Genomic DNA, 19,808 nt, shown 5'->3' on the forward strand with positions numbered 1-19,808 from the left:
TCATGTATAACATTGAAATTAGAAGACCTAATTCGGATGATTTAGTGGAACTTCACTTGTTTTTCCATATAGTTATAACGAATGCATATAAAGACGAAGGATTATCACAATTATCGGATGACATAGAAAATGAAATTAACATGAAAAAGCAATATTTGAAAACAGATTTTGATAGTAATGGAGAAAAACGTTACTTTTTATTAGCAATTGATACAAATAACGATAAAATCATTGGAACAATTGAAATTGGTCCAGCAAGTACGTTGATTAATAGTTGTACAGGCGGTGTACTTAAGGATTTGTATGAAATAGGAACTGTATTTATACTTCCGGAGTATCAAAGAAAGGGTATAGGGAGTTTACTACTAAACACAATGTTTCTTACGCTACTTAGCAGGGGAATAACAGAATACTGTTTAGATAGTGGCTACAAAAAAGCGCAAAGTATATGGACGAAGAAGTTTGGAGAGCCTAGTTATGTACTGAAGGATTATTGGGGAGAATCAAGTGATCATATGATTTGGAAGAAGAGTTTACATGATACTCCTATAATATTTGAATTATAAAATGAAATATGCCTCTGAACGTAGCTTTTCTTACGTATGTATGCTATTATTTATCTTTATAATAAAAGAGGACGTGAATGAACTTGATTAAAATTAATATTCCTGAAGCTGATGTTTCAATTACTGAACGTAAACAAGTTATTAAAGGAGACGAGCCAATCATTACTCCAATTAATGGTTTTATCGATTTCCACTTGTTCCCTAGAGATAAAGGCGGCATTTTTATGTTTTACAATATTAATGACGAACTTCTTTTCGTAGGTAAAGCTCGTAAAATTAGACAACGTATTAAGAAACATTTTGAAGACAATGTTTCACCAATTAAAAATCACCGCGATGAAGTGTACCGCATTGATGCATGTATCGTAGAAGATCCAACAGAAAGAGAAATTTACGAAACATATATCATTAATGAATATAAAGCAAAATATAACGTTGATAAAGTATTTTATAAATAAGCAACAAAAAACAATCCTAGCACATATACTGGGATTGTTTTTTTGTTGTTTCATTCTTCATTTCTTTCTCCTTTTTTAAAATGATTAGCAGCAATTAAACAGAAAAGCCCTATAAATAAAATTATAATTCCAACAGTTTTATGTTTTCCCTCAAAGAAAGGAATATCTGAAATAACATTTGTCATACATAATCCTATAAATACAAGGATAGGTCCTGACCAAAGTAATACATTGCCGAACTTCGTATGTTGCCACATAGTAACCCTCCTCACTTCTTTTTACATATATATCCATAAAATGAAAGTAAATTCATAGAGAAATATAGTTTTTTTCATATCGAAAATTTAACCTTCATATATTGGTACAAGCAAACGAGAAAGGGGACCATCATGAATTGGTTAGAAGCTTTTATATTAGGGATCATTCAAGGTTTAACAGAGTTTTTGCCGATAAGCAGTACAGGGCATCTTTATTTAGGAAGGCATTTGTTTCAATTAGATGAAGCAGGATTGTTTTTAGATACGATGCTACATATTGGGACTTTACTTGCGGTATTTATTTATTACAAAAAAGAATTTATATATTTAATTAAAAATCCATTTTCAAAACTAATGTTACTACTTATCGTCGGAACGATACCCGCAGTTGTAATCGGCTTATTATTTAAAGACTTCTTTGAGGATATTTCAAAAACAGGTATTACGATAGGATGGGAGTTTTTAGTGACAGGATTCTTTCTCTACATGGCTGATAAACAAAAAAATGGTCGAAAAAAAATGGATAACATTACATATAAAGACGCATTTATTATCGGTTCCTTTCAAGCTGCTGCTATTTTTCCGGCAATTTCTCGCTCTGGTATGACAATCGTCGCTGCTTTATGGAGGAAGTTAGACCGTGAAACTGCTGCTTACTTTTCTTTTTTATTATCAACTCCTGCTATTGTTGGAGCTATCATTTTACAATTTGCAGATGTTTTTCAAGGGAAAGCTGAATCTATTTCTAGTACATCTTTAATAGTCGGAACGTTATCAGCAGCGTTCTTTGGTTACATAGCTGTTTCATGGATGATTCAATATTTAAAAAATCATTCCTTAAAAGTGTTTGCGTATTACGTATGGGGATTAGGCATTTTAATTTTAACGTTGCAATTTACTCATGTGTTTTAATTTAGTAACCATTCGTTTAGATCCTGTTTCATTCATACAAGGCAGGGTCTTTTTTCATTAAGGGGGAAAATATGTTTAATAAGGCTATCGTTATTGGTGGAAGTATCGCAGGAAAACTCGCAGCAAAAGCATTATCAACTTCTTTTAAAGAAGTAATCATTATAGAAGCTGGCGAAAAATGGGATGGAAAAACTTCGAGAAAAAGAGTTCCACAAAGTAATCATCCTCATGTGTTATTAAAAGGTGGAGAAAACGCAATTGAGAAATTGTTTCCTAATATTACGAACGAATTAATAGAAGCAGGTAGTATCGTAAATAACTTTACTCGCGATTTAAAATGGCATCAATTTGGTTTATGGAAACAGCCATTCATAGGAGAAATACATATGATTCAACAAAGTAGGTTTTTGCTTGAATGGCATATTCAAACACGAATAGATCATATTTCGAATATCACGAGTAAATTTGAAACATTGGTTGAGGGATTATTAGTAGATGGAAAGGTTAACAAAGTACGTGGAGTAAAAGCTAAATGTTTAGAGACAGGCACGCAAGAAGAAATTCAAGCAGATATCGTAGTTGATGCAAGTGGATTCGGTTCAAAAAGTATAGGGTGGTTACGCGAATACGATACTGAGGTACAAGAAGAGAAAGTGCGTATTGATTTATTTTACACAACTAGAATGTTTAAACTTAAAGAAAATGAGAAATTAGACTGCTGTAATATACTAATGTCTCCAAGTTTCCCTGACAATCCGTATGGTGTTCTTATTCAAACGATTGAGGATAATCGTTATTTTGTTACTTTCAGCGGATATGCAAATGAGAAAGCACCACAAACAGATGATGAATTTTATAACTTTGCTGAATGCCTATCAATCTCCAATGTTACAGACTTCCTAAATAAAGCTGAGGCAATTTCAGATATCCAAACGTACAAAATTCCTTATCAAGTACGTCGGCGATTTGATTTAGTGAATAATTTACCAGATGGTTTTTTGGTAGTTGGGGATTCACATTGTCGTTTTGATCCTGTTTTCGGGCAAGGTGTTTCAGTTGCTGCTATGGAAGCTCACCAATTGCAGTTGCTTTTACAAAGGAGACAAAAACTTGATAAAGCATTTACACAGCAATTTTATAAAAAGACCTCTAATATTATACAAACTCCTTGGGAAATGACTATAACGGAAATATCACGTCATCCGCAGCTAAAAAGAGAATTAACGATAAAGCAAAAAATTCAGCTTTGGTATACGAAACAAATCTATCAACTATCTGCAAGTGACTCTGACGTTTATATTCGATTAGTACGAGTGATGAATTTAATTCGTAGTCCATTTCACCTATTTCATCCGAAAGTGCTACTTGCTGTGTTACTGAAACGAAAAAAATAGCAGGAGATGAATCGATTAAAAAAGAATATATAACAGTTAATAGATATAGAGGGAGTAATCGAGATGAAAATATACATAGAACAATTAAAGAAACACGATGCGAAGGATTTATTTACGTTTGAACTTACGAATAAGTCTTTTTTTGAAACAATGGTGCCAAATCGTGGCTCACAATATTACGATTTTGAATATTTTCAAAAACTACTAGACGATTTATTATTAGAACAGGCGGATGGAGATTCTTATTTTTATTTAATTCGTAATGAAGAAAAAGAAATTGTAGGACGAATAAATTTAGTAGATATAGATACGGAATTTCGAAGCAGTTCGTTAGGCTATCGAGTCGGAGAAAAGTTTACTAAAAAAGGAGTTGCAACAGCAGCTGTAAAATTAATTTTAGACGTAGCGCAAAATAATAAAATTAATGAGGTTCATGCTAAAACAACTACTAATAATCTCGCATCACAAATTGTACTAGAAAAAAGCGGGTTTTCTTCTTATCATAACGAAGCAGATACAGCATCTGTAGAATTAAATGGAGAACATGTGAATTTTGTACATTATATTTGGAGAAATACTTCACGCTTATAATAAGGGGGACTTATTCATGAATGATTTACGTTATCCAATTGGCCAATTTACATACAAACGTCCTATAACTGAAGAAATGATTGATACATGGATTCAAGCAATTGAAGATTTACCTAATGAACTAACAAAGGCAATCAAAGATTTAGATCAGAAGCAGTTAGACACACCGTATCGAGTTGGTGGATGGACGGTTCGTCAAGTAGTTCATCATGTTGTTGATAGCCACATGAATAGCTACATACGCTTTAAATTAGCACTAACAGAAAAGAATCCAACGATTAAACCATATAAAGAAGAGAAGTGGGCAGAACTACCTGATTCTAAATTACCAGTAGATGTTTCGCTAGTAATGTTAGATTCATTACATAAAAGATGGGTTAACCTTTTATATTCTCTAGAAATTGAAGATCTAGAAAAGACATTTAATCACCCTGAAACTGGTGAAACAAAACTTGCTGCTGCAATTGGACTATATGCATGGCACGGACGTCATCATACAGCTCATATAACTTCATTAAGAAAGCGACTAAATTGGTAACATGGATATTACATTAGAGAAGGCAACAGAAATTGATGCAGCAGTTTTATTTCAAATGCAAATAGACTCATTTCGCCCTTTATTAAATAAATATAAAGACTATGAAACAAATCCAGCAAATGAATCTATTGAAAAAACAATTTTAAGGATAAATAATCCCAGCAGTAAATTTTATAAGATTATATTGGATTCGAACCTTGTTGGAGCGATATGTATATCCCAAAAAGAAATACCTTATAAATTTTGGATCAGTCCAATGTTTATTCATCCAAACTATCAAGGGAAAGGAATCGCTCAGAAGGTACTTATTTTAATTGAAGAGATGTTTCCAGAAGCACGAAGTTTTGAACTTGCGACGATTTTAGAAGAAGAAAGAAATTGTTTTCTATACGAAAAAATGGGGTATAAAAGAACAGAAGTTATAAAAAAATTAAATGATACAACTACACTTATTTATTACAAAAAAGAAAGGTAAAGCACTTGAAATACGCTTTACCTTTTTATGTTATTCCAGATTAAATATACAAAAACTATGCATATTCTTCCAAAATATTCGGGTTAGTAATTTCGATAATGAATAAACATACGAAAAAACGTTATTTCGTTGTATATGTTACTAGCGCTTTTTGAATGCTTAAAACACTATCGTCACCTTTAAATTCCTTCGTAATTGGCGTACTCAAACTAGATACCCAAATTTTAAGTTCCGCATCTAAATCAAAATGCCCAGCTGTTTCAATGCTAAATTGTGTAATACTTTTATAAGGAATAGAATGATACTCTGTTTTTTTACCTGATATCCCTTGTTTATCTACTAAAATAAGACGACGATTTGTAAATACGATTAAATCACGAATTAATTTATAAGCATGTTCAACCTTCTCATCGTCTAGCATAATTTTCTCTAAATCACGTTCTACACTTTCGGTACTCGCATTTGATGCATTTCCTAAAATACCGCTAAATAAACCCATAGGAAATTCCTCCTCCATTATTTGTGGATTGTGTTACTTATATTGTACCATGCTACTCGCTATGAAGTTATGATATTACATTAGTAGTTTCTGGCTATTGTTGCAATTCATTTATATAACCTCATCTTAATATCTTATGCTAATATGTAAGTAAGAAAAAAGAAGCAGAGGGATATAGCATGAAAAATATCGGTTTAGTATTAGAGGGCGGAGGAATGAAAGGTTTATATACTGCAGGCGTACTCGAATATTTTATGGAAAAGAACTTATTCTTTCCTTATGTAGTTGGCGTATCCGCTGGAGCCTGTATGGGTGCAACCTATTTATCACGTCAAAAAGGGAGAAATAAAAAAGTAAATACAGAGCTAGTGTCAGATCACCGATATATATCTTATCGAAATTTGATTAGAAAACGCGAATTATTCGGAATGGACTTTTTATTTGATGAAGTTCCTAATAAGATTGTTCCATTTGATTTTCAAACTTTCTTAAATTCAAATGAACAGTTTGTTATAGGGACAACTGACTGCGAAACAGGACAAGCTATTTATTATAATAAAACAGAACATGGTAAAGATATTTTAAAAATTATTCGTGCATCAAGTTCCGTCCCATTTATAGCGCCTGCTGTAGAATATGATAATCGAAAATTGTTAGATGGAGGGATTATAGATCCTATACCAGTTTTAAAAGCGCAAACTGATGGTTATGAAAAGAACGTTGTTATTATGACAAAATCAGAAGGATACGAGAAGCAGCGAAATAAATTTTCTGGACTAGCTAAAATTTTATATAGGAAATATCCGAATATCGCAGAATCTTTAGTAGAACATTATCGTTTTTATAATGAGACGATATCTTATATGAATCAACTGGAACAAAAAGATAACTTTTATGTCATTCAGCCTAGCGTACAACTTCCTATAAGCGGAATAGAAAGAAATAAAGAAAAACTCGTTAATTTATATAATCTTGGCTATACAGATGCTCAATATCATTATGAAAACTTATTAAATTGGATAGAGAAATAAAGGGGTGGAAAGTTGAAGTTAGGAAAACGAATTATTTTTAAGGAATTACAGAAAATGCATAGTCCACTGTACAAACCATTTCCGAATTGTGACATTCGAAAAGTACGAAAAGATTTTAATACTATGTTTACAGAAGATGATTGTATAAGCGCTGATTTAAATTGTTATTGGATGCATACAGCAGGTACTTTAAGTTACGTACTTAATAACAACGAAAAGGAGATTGTGTTTGATCAAATAAAGTGGCTAAGGAAATCATTTTATGAATGGTTTCCACAATATCGTTTTATAGAAACAGAAATTGTGAAGTATCCCATTTTGTATAGAGATTTCATGAATTATGAGAAGGCCCGAAAACTATTACTATATTATCTTACTGAATAAAAATAAAAAAGTACAAGTTATGCTGCTTGTACTTTTTTTGTTCATAAAAAATACAATTTTAATACCTTGTTTAAATAGGGATTCTAATACGAAGAAAGAAGTACATATAGAATGATGTAAGGGAGGGAGAGATGTTTAGTTTCCGTTTTCCTTTAATTCATTGTCCAACTCGAATATAGTTAGTTAACTGTGTTAAAATATCTCGAGTGAAATCAAGTACTTATTTTATCAAACATTAAACAAAATAAGTTAGAAGGGACAACATTAACATGGAAAACGTATCAAATATAGATAAATTGGAATCAATAAAATCTTTACAATCGACAATTCGTAAACTTGAAAATGCACTATCACAGATGACTCAAAAAGGCGCAAATACTACATTAGTGAAAAAACGATTTAAAGCTGTTTGCATAGGATTAGCAGTGCTAGAAAACGTTTGGAATCAAGAAAGTCATAAGTATAGCCAAGAAGAGTTAGCAGAAGCACGTAACGTCCTTGCTGGTTTGCTTCCATCAATCGAGAGAGCCTATGATAAGTCTAAAGCTGGTAGTCCGCAAAGAACACTTTTAACAAGAAGAATAAAAGCGTTGGAACTTTCTATTCAAGCAATTGATAAACTTTCTAATAAATAACTCAACTAGATACATAACATCCTAATGCAATCTAATGAAAAGACAGAACTATAAAGGAGGAAAAGGGGTGACTTCAATAATTAGTCCTAAGTTAGAGGAGCTTATTAATCAATTGAAAAGTGGAAACGAGAAAGCTTTGTATACTTTTTTGCATGAGATAAAGTTAAATAATACGCCACTAATAGAACAATGTCCTGTAGATAATCAGTATAAGCTTATAACGTATATATGGTTAGGCGATCAAAATACTGAAAACGTTTATGTATTCGGTAGTTTTCCTGGTTGGAATCTGTCTGTAAATCAATTGCAACGATTGTTACAGACAGATATTTGGTATGTTACGTTTAGGACGAATAAGAGTTTTATTTCAACTTATTATTTTACAGTAAATGATTTTTTCGAAAATAATTGGATAAAGCGTAGTGAACAGTATCGACTAGACCGATTTAATGAAAATACATTTGGAGAAGGTGCCAATAAAGCGTCTGTGTTAAAAATAGGTATGGAAGTGCAGTATAGCAGTCGTTTCCCTTCAAATCATTATCCATCTGGGAGAATTGAAACATATTCTTTTCATAGTTCGATTTTAAATAACACACGTAAAATTCACATTTATACGCCTCATGATTATTCTCACACTTCACATCTTCAAGAGCTTCTCATTGTATTTGATGGGAATTCATTCATTAATAACCTTTCAATCGCAAAAACACTTAATTATTTAATTTACGAAAAAGAAATCCCATCTTATATTGCTGTTGCTATAGATCCTATTGATCAATTAGAAGAGCTAACTTATAACGATAACATGAATACATTTTTAACGAAGGAATTACTTCCGTGGATTCAAGCTAAGTATCACGTATATCAAGAAAAGAATCATACGACAATTGCTGGTTTCAGTCTTGGTGGCTTAGCAGCTTTTTATGCAGCACTTCAAAATCCACATATTTTCGGGAATGTGTTGTCAATGTCTGGATCCGTACATTGGAAAAAGGATGATTATGAAAATGCAATTCCTTGGATTGAAAATCAAATTTCATCAATAGATTTTAATGCGACTCATCTTTATTTTTACATAGCAGTAGGTGAACTTGAAAATGAACCTCTTTTAACAGCTAATAGACGTCTATATAAAGCTTTAGAAAAAAAGGGATACCAAACCACTTATGAAGAGTTTCAAGGCGGACACGACAGCGTGTGGTGGCGAGAAAAACTGTTCGATGGATTAAGGGCATTGAAATTTACAAAAACGACACTAAAAAATAAAAAGGAGAGAGAATCTATGAATCAAGAAGAACTAGATAAAAAACTAAAAAAGCAAGAGATTTTAGTAAAAGATGAGAAAGTTTGGTCCTATACGTATGAGGATCATATTAGTTCTATGGTTAAAGAGGCAGAAAAGAAAGGGTCATTTGATAATTTACCTGGTAAAGGGAAACCTCTTAATCTTGATAAAGATCTTTCGTACAATCCTGAAAAGCAATTGTATAGAACGTTAAAGAATAATCATGTGTTACCTAGGTGGATTGAGCTTTCAAAGGAAATTGATAATTTAAAAGAGAGACTAAAAGAACATACAAATACTGCAGAAGCAGCGGATTTAATTCGAACTATTAATAAAAAGGTTTTAGAACATAATCTACTTTGTCCACCAAGTGCGCAAAAAACAAGGGTGAAAACGGACTTTTAACAATTTTCAATGAAGCTATCTCTTGCTATATAATTAAGTAAGGCATTTTCAATTCATTATGAAAGGGAGGCAAATGTGATGAAGAATACGTATCAACTTCAAATTCCGAAAGAACTAGAGCAGTATCGTAGTATTTTAGAAGAAAGTGTCAAACCGTATATTAAAGTGTCTGGAACATTAGCTGAGACAACTCTTTTTGAAAGTAAGTTTGGTGGTTATCCGTATTTACCTATAGATCAAGAGCATCCTAAAGATTCAAATGGACAACCTATGATGTTACTTGCGCAGCTTAACTTTGAAGAAATGCCGCATGTTGAATATATGCCCCAAAAGGGAATGTTACAGTTTTTTGTAAGTGCTGATGATGAGCTTTACGGAGCAGATTTTGATCATCCAACAATCCAAAAAGACTTTCGAATTATTTATCATTCTACAATTATCGAAGATTTAAATAAGGTAATTACTGATTTTAGTTATTTAAACACTTTAGAATTAGAGGAATTTATCATACCTGAAGCAGCGAAACTAAAGTTTGAATTGGGTTATCAACCCGTTACATCAAGAGATTATCGATTTGAAAAGATTATTAGTGATGACATTGATTGGGAAGAAATCGTTGATGAAGAAAATAATACAGAATTAGGTGAACTGTATGATGATTTATGTGAAGATCAAGGACATAAAATTGGCGGTTATCCATTTTTCACACAGACAGATCCAAGGGAATGGGAAGAAAAATACCAGCAACATGACATATTATTGTTGCAAATCGATACAGATGATTCATTAAATATTATGTGGGGCGATTCTGGTGTTGCTAATTTCTTTATAAAAAAAGACGATTTGTTACATCTAGATTTTTCCAATGTTATTTACAATTGGGATTGTTACTAAAAGTATATAAATGAAATACTAGCAAGCTAAAAAATCTTCCTGAAGGTGAGGGAGATTTTTTTATGTTAAAAATAAGCGTTATGTTAACTAGAATAAAAAACAATAAGTGTAATGAAAGTCAAGCCTAAATAACAGAAATAACAACAAATAGTGTAAAGTTGTAAAACGTGTGCAAATAGCAATAAATTTATAAAGTAACACATAAAATAAAATTACTAATTTATATTTTGTATAGAAATAATTTTTCCCACATAAAAATTTCTTGCTGATCAAAAATGATTTGGATTCGTTAAATCTTAATCGATTATTGATTAAGATTTGCTGTGATGATTGTATAGCAAAACAAACGATAAAAACTGTAGAAATACGCCTAGATAAAATTTTATGCAAATCTCACTAAAAATCTCCGTTTCGTCTCATTAAGTATAGTTTACTTGGTTTTTGATACCTGATATCGCTTTGTTTCTATAACTACCTATAATATATATTATGTTAACTAATTAAAAATAATAAACTTATTAAATGTTAGTTTAGGTGGTTATGCTCCCCTTTTTCATCGAGTTACTAATATGTGATGGATTGTTTGGCTATTTGTGTGTTTTAGTTGTTTTATAAGTTATTGATACTTATGTTTTTATATAAATTATATTTAAGACAATAAAAATACAATTCGTTTAAAACGTTCATTTAAAACGAATTGTATAGATATGATTAATAATAAATTTTTAAAATTAGTTTACTACAGCAATTGCTTCGATTTCAATTAACAAGTTATCGTTAATTAACTTTCTAACTTCTACAGCTGAACTTGCTGGTGGATTCTTAGTATCAATGTATTGATCTCGAATATCTCTAACGATGGCCATTTGAGAAATATCTGTTACGAAAAAAGTTAATTTTACTACATCATTAAATTTCAACTCCGAAGTTTCTAATGCACTTTTAATATTTTCGAAAACTTGTCGCGTTTGTGTAGCTAAATCACCAATGCCAACTATTTGACCATCTGTTTTAATCGCTACTTGTCCAGATATGTAAATTGTTCGTTTAGCGTTACTAACTTCGACTACATGCGAGTATCCAAAAGTTGGTGGCATCGTTTCTGGATTGATGAATTTCTTTTACACGGCTCTTCTCCCCTTTAAATATTTCATTTTCTTTATATTAGATTTTAATTTCAGATTATCCTCTATTTACTAATAATTATGTATCCATTTAGCTGCTACATTTGTAAAAGTATATTAACACTTTAATTTAAAGTTATTAATGAATTATGTACGTTTGATTTTCTTGTGCGCTTGTTATAATTACACCTTGTTTTATTAATTCTTCAGTTACTTTTGTATAGAAAAAGTGATACCACCAGATAAAAAACTCTTCATAAGTTATTTCTTTTGAGTATCTGCTGCTCACGAAGTATTCTTTTAAATGTTTATCGTTTTCTTTAAACAATAAGACTAAATCTTTACTGATTGTGTTTGCAATTTCGTTAAGTATAGATAAGTCTGTTGATTTAAATACAGGGATTACAGGTTGTGAATTTTGATATAAGCCTAATTTTTCGTAAACTATGTTTAAATGTAAATCTATTTGTCTATCTGCTTCTACGAAACCTTTTACTAATTGCTTTTTCTTATAATTAATATCAGTATTCGTGTTTTGAAAATATTCTTCAAATGTTTCGTTATCTGCTGTTATTAAATTTAATGTTGAATATCGAGAATTTCCATAAAGACCAATTTGAACTTCTCCTAAATCTAAATACGTATTACCATACATCCCGAAAGCCTCTATATCTGTTAGTTCTTGTTCTTGAATTGCATAATAATATCGTTTCTTATTTCTTAAAGGTCGTTTCTTTTTTAAATAATTTTCTTCAATGTAATTTATTTGTCCAAAATCTAATAACACACCACTATATAGTAAAAGACTATACGATTCTTTAGATACATGATTAAACGTATCGATTCTTTTTGAAATAGCTTCAATTTGACTTGAATAATTTTCAATGATCTTAAGTGTTGGTTTAATTAGAGGTTCACAAAGGTTATAAAGGGTTTTTCCTTCACAAGCCGTTATAACCATACATGTTGGATAGTACCTCCCTCCTGTTTTTTTCAACAGTCCCTCTACTTCTAATGAATTAACGTGCTCTTCAAATTCCCCTTTCGTCCAACTTAGCATCGTTTTTATAACATTTGACTCAAAACCAAGATGAAACATTATAAGTAAATATTGAAGTTTCGTCCCTTTTATTTTTATAGATGGCGAATTATCTCCAGACGAAATCATTTTTGCTTCATAAGCTGTATGTAATATATTCTCTGGACTATTATTAGTGAGCATTTCATATTCCCTCCCTTACTAGTGAATTCATTGTAAAATCTATGTATTTATTAAGTTCTATAAACGAAAATAAGTATCCTCTAAGAATCTCAAATTAAAAACCTTAGCATAGATATACTAAGGTTTCTTGCATTTTTATAATGAATGAATTCTTTCGTAGTCTTTTTTAAATTGATTATCTTTTTTTAACCAACGTTTAAAAGTTGATTCGCTTATTTTTAAATTAGAACAAGCTGTAGCATTACATTTATTTTTCATATAATCTTTAAGGAAATTTTGTTTTCTTTGTTTAACAGCAGTTTGAGTTTGTTTTAGTTTCCGATCTTGTAATTGATCTATACTTAGATTCTCTTTTTGAAATTCTTCATATTTTCTATGCAAATAAATATCTTTGTCTTTATAAATCCAATTTGAAAATAGTTGTATTGATTTTCTCCCGGTTAAAATGACGCGATAATGTTTATTTTGATTTAGTAAATCGGTTGGTAAATTGTGATTTTGTAGTACCTGATTTAAAGAATTCATAAAATTATATGATCCTCCTACAAAGCTTACTGTATAAGTCTCATACTTGACGTAACCATCCCCATCAAAATATCCACGAACAAAATGATGTAAATATTCTTCAGGCACGAATGGAAATTTGATATTTAATGATTTACATGGCATAATTCCGTGTATGTTCATTAGGTCATCTTTTATTGTTTTGCTATTAATGTTTAGCATATATACGCCTGTATTTTTATTTTGATATAGTGGCTGGTTGGTGTTTAATTCTTTTTTTATATCTTCTAAAATGTAACTTTCTTTTTGTGATATACTGACGCATTGATTTTCTTTTTTTATGACACCATCTGCTGCTATAAACCCTAATATATAAGCCATGTTATTTGACCACGTTTTAAAATAATCTTCTGTTATGTCATACTTTCTCTTCCAACTCCCTATAGCGCGCCTTGGAACGTTATTGTCTGTTAAAACCATACGAATATACCTAGCAGACACATTAGCAAGTATAGCGATTTCTGAAGTGCTCGTCCCTTCTGTATATAGCTGAGTTATTTCAGATTTTGATAGTTTACATTTTGATTTCTTTTTTCTATCTGCATGCATTTATTAACTCTCCTTCCTTTTATTTTTTAGAGTCGTATTTACTTCAATAACATACGACGAAACATACGTTCTTTGTTGCGTATAAGAAGGAATTTACTAAAATAAAACAATTTACATTTACTTTATATTGGTTTTATCTGCTGCTGTATGGTTTATATTTTATATATAAGAATAATGAATTTGATAAATTTATGAAAAGTACTGCATTTAAGGTGAAAGGTAAAAAGATTTCGTTTAAACTACAAGTAGCTACAATAACAACATACGTATATTGTTAAACGTAAAAAGGAGAACGAATGAAAAAGAAATATATAAATCAAATTCATACTGATGTAAGTTTTAAACCGAAAGATATTATAGGTTTAATGACTGATTACTTTAAAATGAAAACAAAGCTGCGTCCTGTAAAGAATTTACCTATTGTTTTATCGGATAAAACTAATGAGTCTTTAGAGAGTGTTACCTGGTTTGGCCATTCTGCTTCTCTTTTAAAAATAGAAGGTAAAAAATTGTTGTTAGACCCGATGTTTGGAGATGCATCTTCCCCATTTCCTGTGTTTAATAGTAAACGTTATAGTGGTGCTTTTTCTTTAGAACGTGAAGATTTTCAAGAAATTGATGCGATTATCATTTCTCATAATCACTATGACCATATGAATTACAAGAGTATTATGCAGTTAAAAGATCGTGCAAAGCACTTTTATGTTCCAACTGGAGTTGCGCAATATTTAATTAAATGGGGTCTTTCACCTAGTAAAATTAGTGAGCATAATTGGTGGGATGAAATTATGTTTGATAATATTAAGTTAGTATGTGCACCTGCAAGGCATTTCTCAGGACGAAGTATGACAGATAGAGATTGTTCTTTATGGTGTTCATGGCTTATTCTTGGTCAAGAGACTAAAGTCTTCTTTAGTGGTGATAGCGGCTATGCTCCTCACTTTAAGGAAATTGGTGATAAATACGGTCCATTCGATCTTACATTGATGGAATGCGGACAATATGATCCGAGATGGTCTGCTATTCATATGTTGCCAGAAGAGACGGTACAAGCTCATATTGACGTGAAAGGAGAACTCCTTCTTCCGATTCATTGGGGTGCTTTTACATTAGCATTACATGAATGGAGTGATCCTATTGAACGTGTGACAAAAGAAGCAAATCGTTTAGGAGTTAATATTGCAACACCTCAAATCGGTGAATCTATTACGTTGAAATCTACAGACTATCCTTCATCAGCCTGGTGGAGAGAAATTTAATTATAAATAAAAAAAGAGCGCACCTTTCTATAAGTGATTCGCTCTTTTTTCTGTATTTAAGTTTATATCACTATATTCGCTTTCCTGCTTTTTATAATTGAATTATATTATCTATAGAACTGTCCTGCTTAGCCAATTCTTCATTCCTATAATCTATTAATTTATGATTAGATAAAACAAAGTTGTGTTCTAATATTAATTCATTGAGGAGTACTTCAGATAAAAAATTTGGTATCATCTCTCCTACGCCGTAATTATAATCACTTAGAATCCAAGAAATCTCTTTCCAATCTAGAATTCCTTCTGAGACTTTTTTGGGAGTTAGATATGCAAATTCATTATGTAGCTCTACTAGATAAACATACATACCGCCAGAATATGAAGAATCCTCCCATTTAATAATACCTTTAAACTGAATATTGTCATGCGTAACTTCTATATTAGTCTCTTCTTTTATTTCACGAATTGCATTTTCTAAAGGTGTTTCTCACTTTTCTATCTTTCCTCCTACCCCATTCCACAATCCTTTTACAGGGTCATATTCTCTATTTAACATAAGTATCTCTTCATTTCTTTTTATAAAACATAAAGTATGCTTGTACATCATGTAATTCCTTCCTTTGTTATTAATACGCTCTTACTGGAGATATAAGATGTACTGCTGCAGATTGTTTCCCTGCTTCAATTAATATCGGTCTCATAGAACCGCTGAAACTTAAAGTAACCGTTTCTTCTTTTATCGCCTTTAAAGCATCCATCATAAATCGTCCATCAAAAGTTATGTTTAATTGTTTTTCACCTTGAATCGTATCTATCTGTTGTGTCTCGGATATTTTTCCAATCTGAGAAGCGTTAGAAGAAATTTTAATTGTTGATTCGTTTATGATTTCTAAGTTTACATTGTTATTTGCCCATTCACTTGCTAATAAGTTTGATCGATCTACACCTTGTAAAATCTTTTTTCTATCTATGTTAATGACTGTCTGAAAATCATTTGGAATTAAACTAGATATACTAGGATATTTCCCTTCAATTAGTCTTGAATATAATGTAGTTGTGCCGAATGTAAAAATAATGTGACTTTCTGAAAGATAGATGTATACGACTTCGGAAGTACTGCTCATTAATTTTAAAAGTTCACTAATAGTTGCACTTGGTACGATACAACTTGCTTTCACATCTGTAGATATTATCGTTTCACGTATAGCAAGTCTATGTGAATCAGTTGCTACACAAATTAATTTATTATGATCTAACTCTAAATGAACGCCAGTAAGAACAGGTCTTGATTCATTTTTAGCTACTGCAAAGACAGTTTGTTTAAACACCTCAATCAAGCTTTCTGTTTCCACTTGTATTTTTGCATGATCGTCTATAAGTGGTACATTCGGAAACTCGTATGCTGGAAGTCCATTTAAGTTTAATGTGATTTCTTCTGACTGTATCGTAATTATTTGGTCATTCTTACTCTTTATTACTATATCACTTGGCATTTTCTTTATTATTTCAATGAAATACTTTGCAGGTACGACAATAGTTCCTGCTTTTAAAATAGTTACAATTTTTTCGTCTTCAATTGAAACAGCAAGGAATTTTTCGATAAAAATATTTGAGTTACTTGCGATTAAAGTAATTCCAGATTGATCCGCAGTTATTTTTATGCCGGATAATATAGGGATAATAGCTTTAGTAGATATAGCTTTACTTACTTCTGAAAGTGCTTGAGTGAAATGTTTGTGATTAACGATAAACTCCATTCTTTCCCCGCCTTACATGAAATGATAATTTTATGAAGATTGATGAACGATTGTTCCATTAAAAAAGTAAGGTACTGTTTCTTTCCTTTGTAATCTATTTAGTAAATGTTCTGGTATACGTAAATATGGTGCTGCTCTATGTAATTCCATCCAAGTAATCTCTTCAATTTCTTTTGGCCTTGATATATTTGTCTCTCCGCCAATTATTTCACCTAAAAAATTAAAGAAAATTGCATGATGACCTCTCTCTTCGAAAAAAGCTTCGCTGATGTAACAAATACCGTTTACAGTTATATGTAGCCCGGTTTCTTCTTTCACTTCCCGAATTACTGCCTCTTCTAACGTTTCTCCCAATTTAACCGCGCCACCTGGTAGCGTGTAATAAGAACCACTCTTCCCTTTGTTTTTGACCATTAAGATCTTTTCATTTGCTTTATCGTATAAAATTGCATATGTAACATTTACTTTTTTCATCTAAGTCCACCTCTAATAACAGGAATTTTCTGTCTTTGTTACATTCTACCATTTAATCGTTTTAAAATATAAAAAAGTTAATTGAGTATTTCATTTATCCGTTCTTAGCAAAGTTAATAATCGATAATCCTTCATTACTATATAAAAAAGAGCGTATTTTGAAAGTGGTCATTTAACGTACGCTCTTTTTTTTGCTATAATTCATTCATTTTTAGATTCAATATACTTTATAACCTTTTTTCTAAATAGTATCGATAGTGCCCTTTAGGGTGGTCTTCACTTACTCCAATCACTTTATATCCATGCTTTTTATAAAAATTAGGTGCCTGAAAGCTAAAAGTATCTAAATTGATTAGCCCACAATCTGTTTCAATTGCAAATTCTTCAATAAGTTTTATTAACCTGCTTCCGTAGCCTTCGTGTCTATGTTCTTCAGAAACCCATAGGAAATCAACATGCACGTGGTGCCAAAATGTAATTGCAGTTATTCCGCCTACTATGTCTTCCTTTTCATTTTTCACTATAAAACTAATTTTTTCTGAAGGCTTTTTATCTTCATCTGAAATATGTTTTTGGTTATATTCAATTACTTTTTCTCTTATGTAATCACTATCTTCCTGGACCCATTGTTTTACTATTTTCATTTTAAATAGCACACTCCTTTTATGGTATCTATTCAATTTAATAATCGTAATATCCTGTCTAACTTAATAGTCATAGGGCACTGTTTCATTTCACTAAAATAAAGAAAAGCCCTACTACATTTCATCTGTAATAAGACTTTTATACGCTGTATAGTAACTCTTTACTTCCTATACAATGACTAAAAAGGGAAAATCAAATGTTTTGTAATATAAAAAGAGTCCTTTATGAGGACTCTTTTTAAAATTAAGCTATTTTCCGATGTAAATGTTTTATTTCCTTTTTCTTCTCTGCTTTTGGTGGACGAATTAATATCGAAATAATGAAGGAAATAACGCTTAAAACACCGATTATAATAAAGGTCGGTTGAAATCCACCAAGTAGTGCTCCGATGAATGATCCTGCAAGCGCACCAAATCCGAAACCTTGGTAAACAATTCCGTAATTTGTACTATGATTTTTCAAGCCGAAGAAATCACCGACAATAGCTGGGAATATAGTGATATTACCGCCGAAGCAAAAGGCGACACTTGCTACACAAGCGAAATAAATGCCGTAATTTAGTGGGATAAAACTTAAAGTAAAGACTGACAATCCAATAATAACAAACGTCGCAGAGACAATTTTCATTCGGCCAATTTTATCTGATAACGTTCCAAGAATGATTCTACCTACTGTATTAAAGATTGCAATCATTGCAACGGCGTTAGCGGCAGTTGCTGCGCTAAGTCCAACGAGCTGTACTCCGATATCTTTTACCATACCGATTAAATACAGTCCCCCCATACATGATGTGAATAACATGAAAAACAAGAGATATACTTGTTTCGTTCGTATCATTTCACGAGGTGTATAGTCATTGTGTAATGTCTCAGTTACGGTGTTACTTACAACAGCTTCCCGTAAGAAGAACGATCCGGTTAATACTAAAAGTAACACGATAATCCCCCAATATAAAAATGCTTGTGATACCCCAAGACTATCGATAAGACTTCCGTTTATATATCTAAAGATTAAGCTGCCCATTCCATATGCAGAAACAGATATACCAGAAATAAGTCCTTTCCGATTTGGAAACCATTTAATTAAATTAGATAGTGATGTAATATAAGCAGTTCCATCTGCATAACCAACAATCACACCAGCTAATAAATATAATAATGGTAAGGAAGAAACTTGTGAACTAAGTATTAAACCGAGTCCCAAAACAATACCTGCAGTAGCGATAAGTTTACGAAGTCCTAATTTTTGCTGTAGCTTACCTGCGAATAAGGTTGAAAATGATAAAGAAAAGCTTGTTATGGAGAAAGTTATCGCAACGGCATTGAGGTTCCATCCAAACTTACTTACAAGGGGTTGATTAAATAAACTCCATGTATAAATTGTTCCAAGGCCAATTTGAACAATAATTGTACCTAAAACAATTAGTAATGGATTTATAGAAGTTTGTTTCATACTAACTGTCCCCTTCTTTTATCTTGACATGGATTTTCACAGTTAGTATAACCATCGTAAAACACAAGATACTATACGAAAAATGGTAATTAAGTTCATATACACAAAAAGACACTCCATTATGAAGTGTCTTTTTGCAGGTTATATTAGATTTACTTAAAGAAAGCTTTGTTTTGTTAAGATAAGACATTTTCAAATGCTTATGTATATATGATATCAAAAGATTTCTTTCATGTGATGGGACTTAAGATGTATTTTTCATTCATTATATAGTCGGATAAACGAAAAATTAGTATTCAATTTCATCAAAATCCTTCGGCTGCGGTACCGTTTGCATATTAGCTGCATCTTTTGGATCGCTATAAATTGCATTTTGTTCTGTATTTACATCTTTAATATTTTGCTTTTTGTTTTTATTTATTTTATCTTTCATTT

At 31.4% G+C, this 19,808-nt stretch carries 22 protein-coding genes and 2 pseudogenes; 13 read left to right on the top strand and 11 right to left on the bottom strand.

The features are described 5' to 3' along the window. The first annotated feature begins 2 nt into the window (after positions 1–2). Positions 3–566 (top strand): GNAT family N-acetyltransferase, encoded by a 564-nt coding sequence (locus QCI44_RS14660; RefSeq protein WP_016134637.1) that lies wholly within the window; start codon positions 3–5, stop codon positions 564–566. A 77-nt stretch (positions 567–643) separates the two neighbouring features. Then, a complete protein-coding gene (locus QCI44_RS14665) occupies positions 644–1,024 on the top strand; it encodes a nucleotide excision repair endonuclease (RefSeq protein ID WP_001048941.1) in 381 nt (126 codons plus the stop codon). Between the two features lie 50 nt (positions 1,025–1,074). On the opposite strand, the gene QCI44_RS14670 is transcribed toward QCI44_RS14665, so the two are convergent. Continuing rightward, positions 1,075–1,281, bottom strand: coding sequence for a hypothetical protein (locus QCI44_RS14670; RefSeq protein ID WP_353811240.1), 207 nt, complete (start codon positions 1,279–1,281; stop codon positions 1,075–1,077). A 132-nt stretch (positions 1,282–1,413) separates the two neighbouring features. On the opposite strand from QCI44_RS14670, the gene QCI44_RS14675 reads away from it, so the two are divergent. The 5 genes and pseudogenes from QCI44_RS14675 to QCI44_RS14695 all read left to right on the top strand — a co-directional run. Then, positions 1,414–2,193: an undecaprenyl-diphosphate phosphatase gene (locus QCI44_RS14675; RefSeq protein ID WP_001104275.1), complete on the top strand. Its 780-nt coding sequence runs from the start codon at positions 1,414–1,416 to the stop codon at positions 2,191–2,193. 71 nt (positions 2,194–2,264) lie between these two features. Next, a complete protein-coding gene (locus QCI44_RS14680) occupies positions 2,265–3,587 on the top strand; it encodes an NAD(P)-binding protein (protein WP_016134634.1) in 1,323 nt (440 codons plus the stop codon). Positions 3,588–3,650: 63 nt separating this feature from the next. After that, positions 3,651–4,178 carry a GNAT family N-acetyltransferase gene (locus QCI44_RS14685; RefSeq protein WP_016087645.1) on the top strand — a complete coding sequence of 176 codons (528 nt, stop codon included), beginning with the start codon at positions 3,651–3,653 and terminating at the stop codon, positions 4,176–4,178. Positions 4,179–4,194: 16 nt separating this feature from the next. Then, positions 4,195–4,716 (top strand): YfiT family bacillithiol transferase, encoded by a 522-nt coding sequence (locus QCI44_RS14690; RefSeq protein ID WP_016134633.1) that lies wholly within the window; start codon positions 4,195–4,197, stop codon positions 4,714–4,716. A gap of 1 nt (position 4,717) precedes the next feature. Continuing rightward, positions 4,718–5,191: pseudogene (locus QCI44_RS14695) on the top strand (GNAT family N-acetyltransferase); the annotation flags it as partial. A gap of 121 nt (positions 5,192–5,312) precedes the next feature. Here the strand turns inward: QCI44_RS14695 and QCI44_RS14700 are convergent. Further along, positions 5,313–5,690 (bottom strand): PH domain-containing protein, encoded by a 378-nt coding sequence (locus QCI44_RS14700; protein ID WP_000522465.1) that lies wholly within the window; start codon positions 5,688–5,690, stop codon positions 5,313–5,315. Positions 5,691–5,869: 179 nt separating this feature from the next. Here QCI44_RS14700 and QCI44_RS14705 point away from each other — a divergent pair, with 179 nt between their 5' ends. The 5 genes from QCI44_RS14705 (at position 5,870) to QCI44_RS14725 (ending at position 10,327) form a co-directional block, all read left to right on the top strand. Further along, a complete protein-coding gene (locus QCI44_RS14705) occupies positions 5,870–6,721 on the top strand; it encodes a patatin-like phospholipase family protein (RefSeq protein ID WP_016087647.1) in 852 nt (283 codons plus the stop codon). A 12-nt stretch (positions 6,722–6,733) separates the two neighbouring features. Further along, on the top strand, positions 6,734–7,105 hold the full coding sequence (locus QCI44_RS14710; protein WP_098560161.1) for a YxiJ-like family protein: 372 nt from the start codon (positions 6,734–6,736) through the stop codon (positions 7,103–7,105). 269 nt (positions 7,106–7,374) lie between these two features. After that, the gene (locus tag QCI44_RS14715) at positions 7,375–7,740 is read left to right on the top strand and encodes a hypothetical protein (protein ID WP_098560160.1); all 366 of its coding nucleotides are present in this window, start codon (positions 7,375–7,377) and stop codon (positions 7,738–7,740) included. Between the two features lie 67 nt (positions 7,741–7,807). Continuing rightward, positions 7,808–9,433, top strand: a complete 1,626-nt coding sequence (locus QCI44_RS14720; RefSeq protein ID WP_353811241.1) for a DnaJ family domain-containing protein — start codon at positions 7,808–7,810, stop codon at positions 9,431–9,433. 78 nt (positions 9,434–9,511) lie between these two features. Beyond that, entirely contained in the window at positions 9,512–10,327 is an 816-nt protein-coding gene (locus tag QCI44_RS14725; RefSeq protein ID WP_016087651.1) for a YwqG family protein, read from the top strand. A gap of 731 nt (positions 10,328–11,058) precedes the next feature. On the opposite strand, the gene QCI44_RS14730 is transcribed toward QCI44_RS14725, so the two are convergent. From QCI44_RS14730 to QCI44_RS14740, 3 genes are all read right to left on the bottom strand, one after another. Beyond that, the gene (locus tag QCI44_RS14730) at positions 11,059–11,424 is read right to left on the bottom strand and encodes a RidA family protein (protein ID WP_353811242.1); all 366 of its coding nucleotides are present in this window, start codon (positions 11,422–11,424) and stop codon (positions 11,059–11,061) included. A gap of 166 nt (positions 11,425–11,590) precedes the next feature. Next, a complete protein-coding gene (locus QCI44_RS14735; RefSeq protein WP_016134625.1) occupies positions 11,591–12,673 on the bottom strand; it encodes a hypothetical protein in 1,083 nt (360 codons plus the stop codon). Positions 12,674–12,808: 135 nt separating this feature from the next. After that, positions 12,809–13,786, bottom strand: coding sequence for an LAGLIDADG family homing endonuclease (locus tag QCI44_RS14740; protein WP_098986421.1), 978 nt, complete (start codon positions 13,784–13,786; stop codon positions 12,809–12,811). Between the two features lie 296 nt (positions 13,787–14,082). Here QCI44_RS14740 and QCI44_RS14745 point away from each other — a divergent pair, with 296 nt between their 5' ends. Next, on the top strand, positions 14,083–15,045 hold the full coding sequence (locus QCI44_RS14745; RefSeq protein WP_016134623.1) for an MBL fold metallo-hydrolase: 963 nt from the start codon (positions 14,083–14,085) through the stop codon (positions 15,043–15,045). A gap of 91 nt (positions 15,046–15,136) precedes the next feature. On the opposite strand, the pseudogene QCI44_RS14750 reads toward QCI44_RS14745, so the two are convergent. From QCI44_RS14750 to QCI44_RS14775, 6 genes and pseudogenes are all read right to left on the bottom strand, one after another. Beyond that, positions 15,137–15,649, bottom strand: a pseudogene (locus QCI44_RS14750) (NUDIX hydrolase). 22 nt (positions 15,650–15,671) lie between these two features. Further along, positions 15,672–16,802, bottom strand: coding sequence for a DNA polymerase III subunit beta (gene dnaN / locus QCI44_RS14755; RefSeq protein ID WP_016134621.1), 1,131 nt, complete (start codon positions 16,800–16,802; stop codon positions 15,672–15,674). 30 nt (positions 16,803–16,832) lie between these two features. Continuing rightward, positions 16,833–17,276: an NUDIX hydrolase gene (locus QCI44_RS14760; RefSeq protein ID WP_016087657.1), complete on the bottom strand. Its 444-nt coding sequence runs from the start codon at positions 17,274–17,276 to the stop codon at positions 16,833–16,835. Positions 17,277–17,503: 227 nt separating this feature from the next. Next, the gene (locus QCI44_RS14765; RefSeq protein ID WP_098986423.1) at positions 17,504–17,920 is read right to left on the bottom strand and encodes a GNAT family N-acetyltransferase; all 417 of its coding nucleotides are present in this window, start codon (positions 17,918–17,920) and stop codon (positions 17,504–17,506) included. 244 nt (positions 17,921–18,164) lie between these two features. Then, on the bottom strand, positions 18,165–19,373 hold the full coding sequence (locus tag QCI44_RS14770; RefSeq protein WP_016087659.1) for an L-lactate MFS transporter: 1,209 nt from the start codon (positions 19,371–19,373) through the stop codon (positions 18,165–18,167). Positions 19,374–19,662: 289 nt separating this feature from the next. Next, positions 19,663–19,806 (bottom strand): hypothetical protein, encoded by a 144-nt coding sequence (locus tag QCI44_RS14775; protein WP_000653324.1) that lies wholly within the window; start codon positions 19,804–19,806, stop codon positions 19,663–19,665. Positions 19,807–19,808 lie beyond the last annotated feature (2 nt).

The organism is Bacillus cereus group sp. RP37 (genome assembly GCF_040459695.1).
In the GTDB taxonomy this organism is placed as follows: Bacteria; Bacillota; Bacilli; order Bacillales; family Bacillaceae_G; genus Bacillus_A.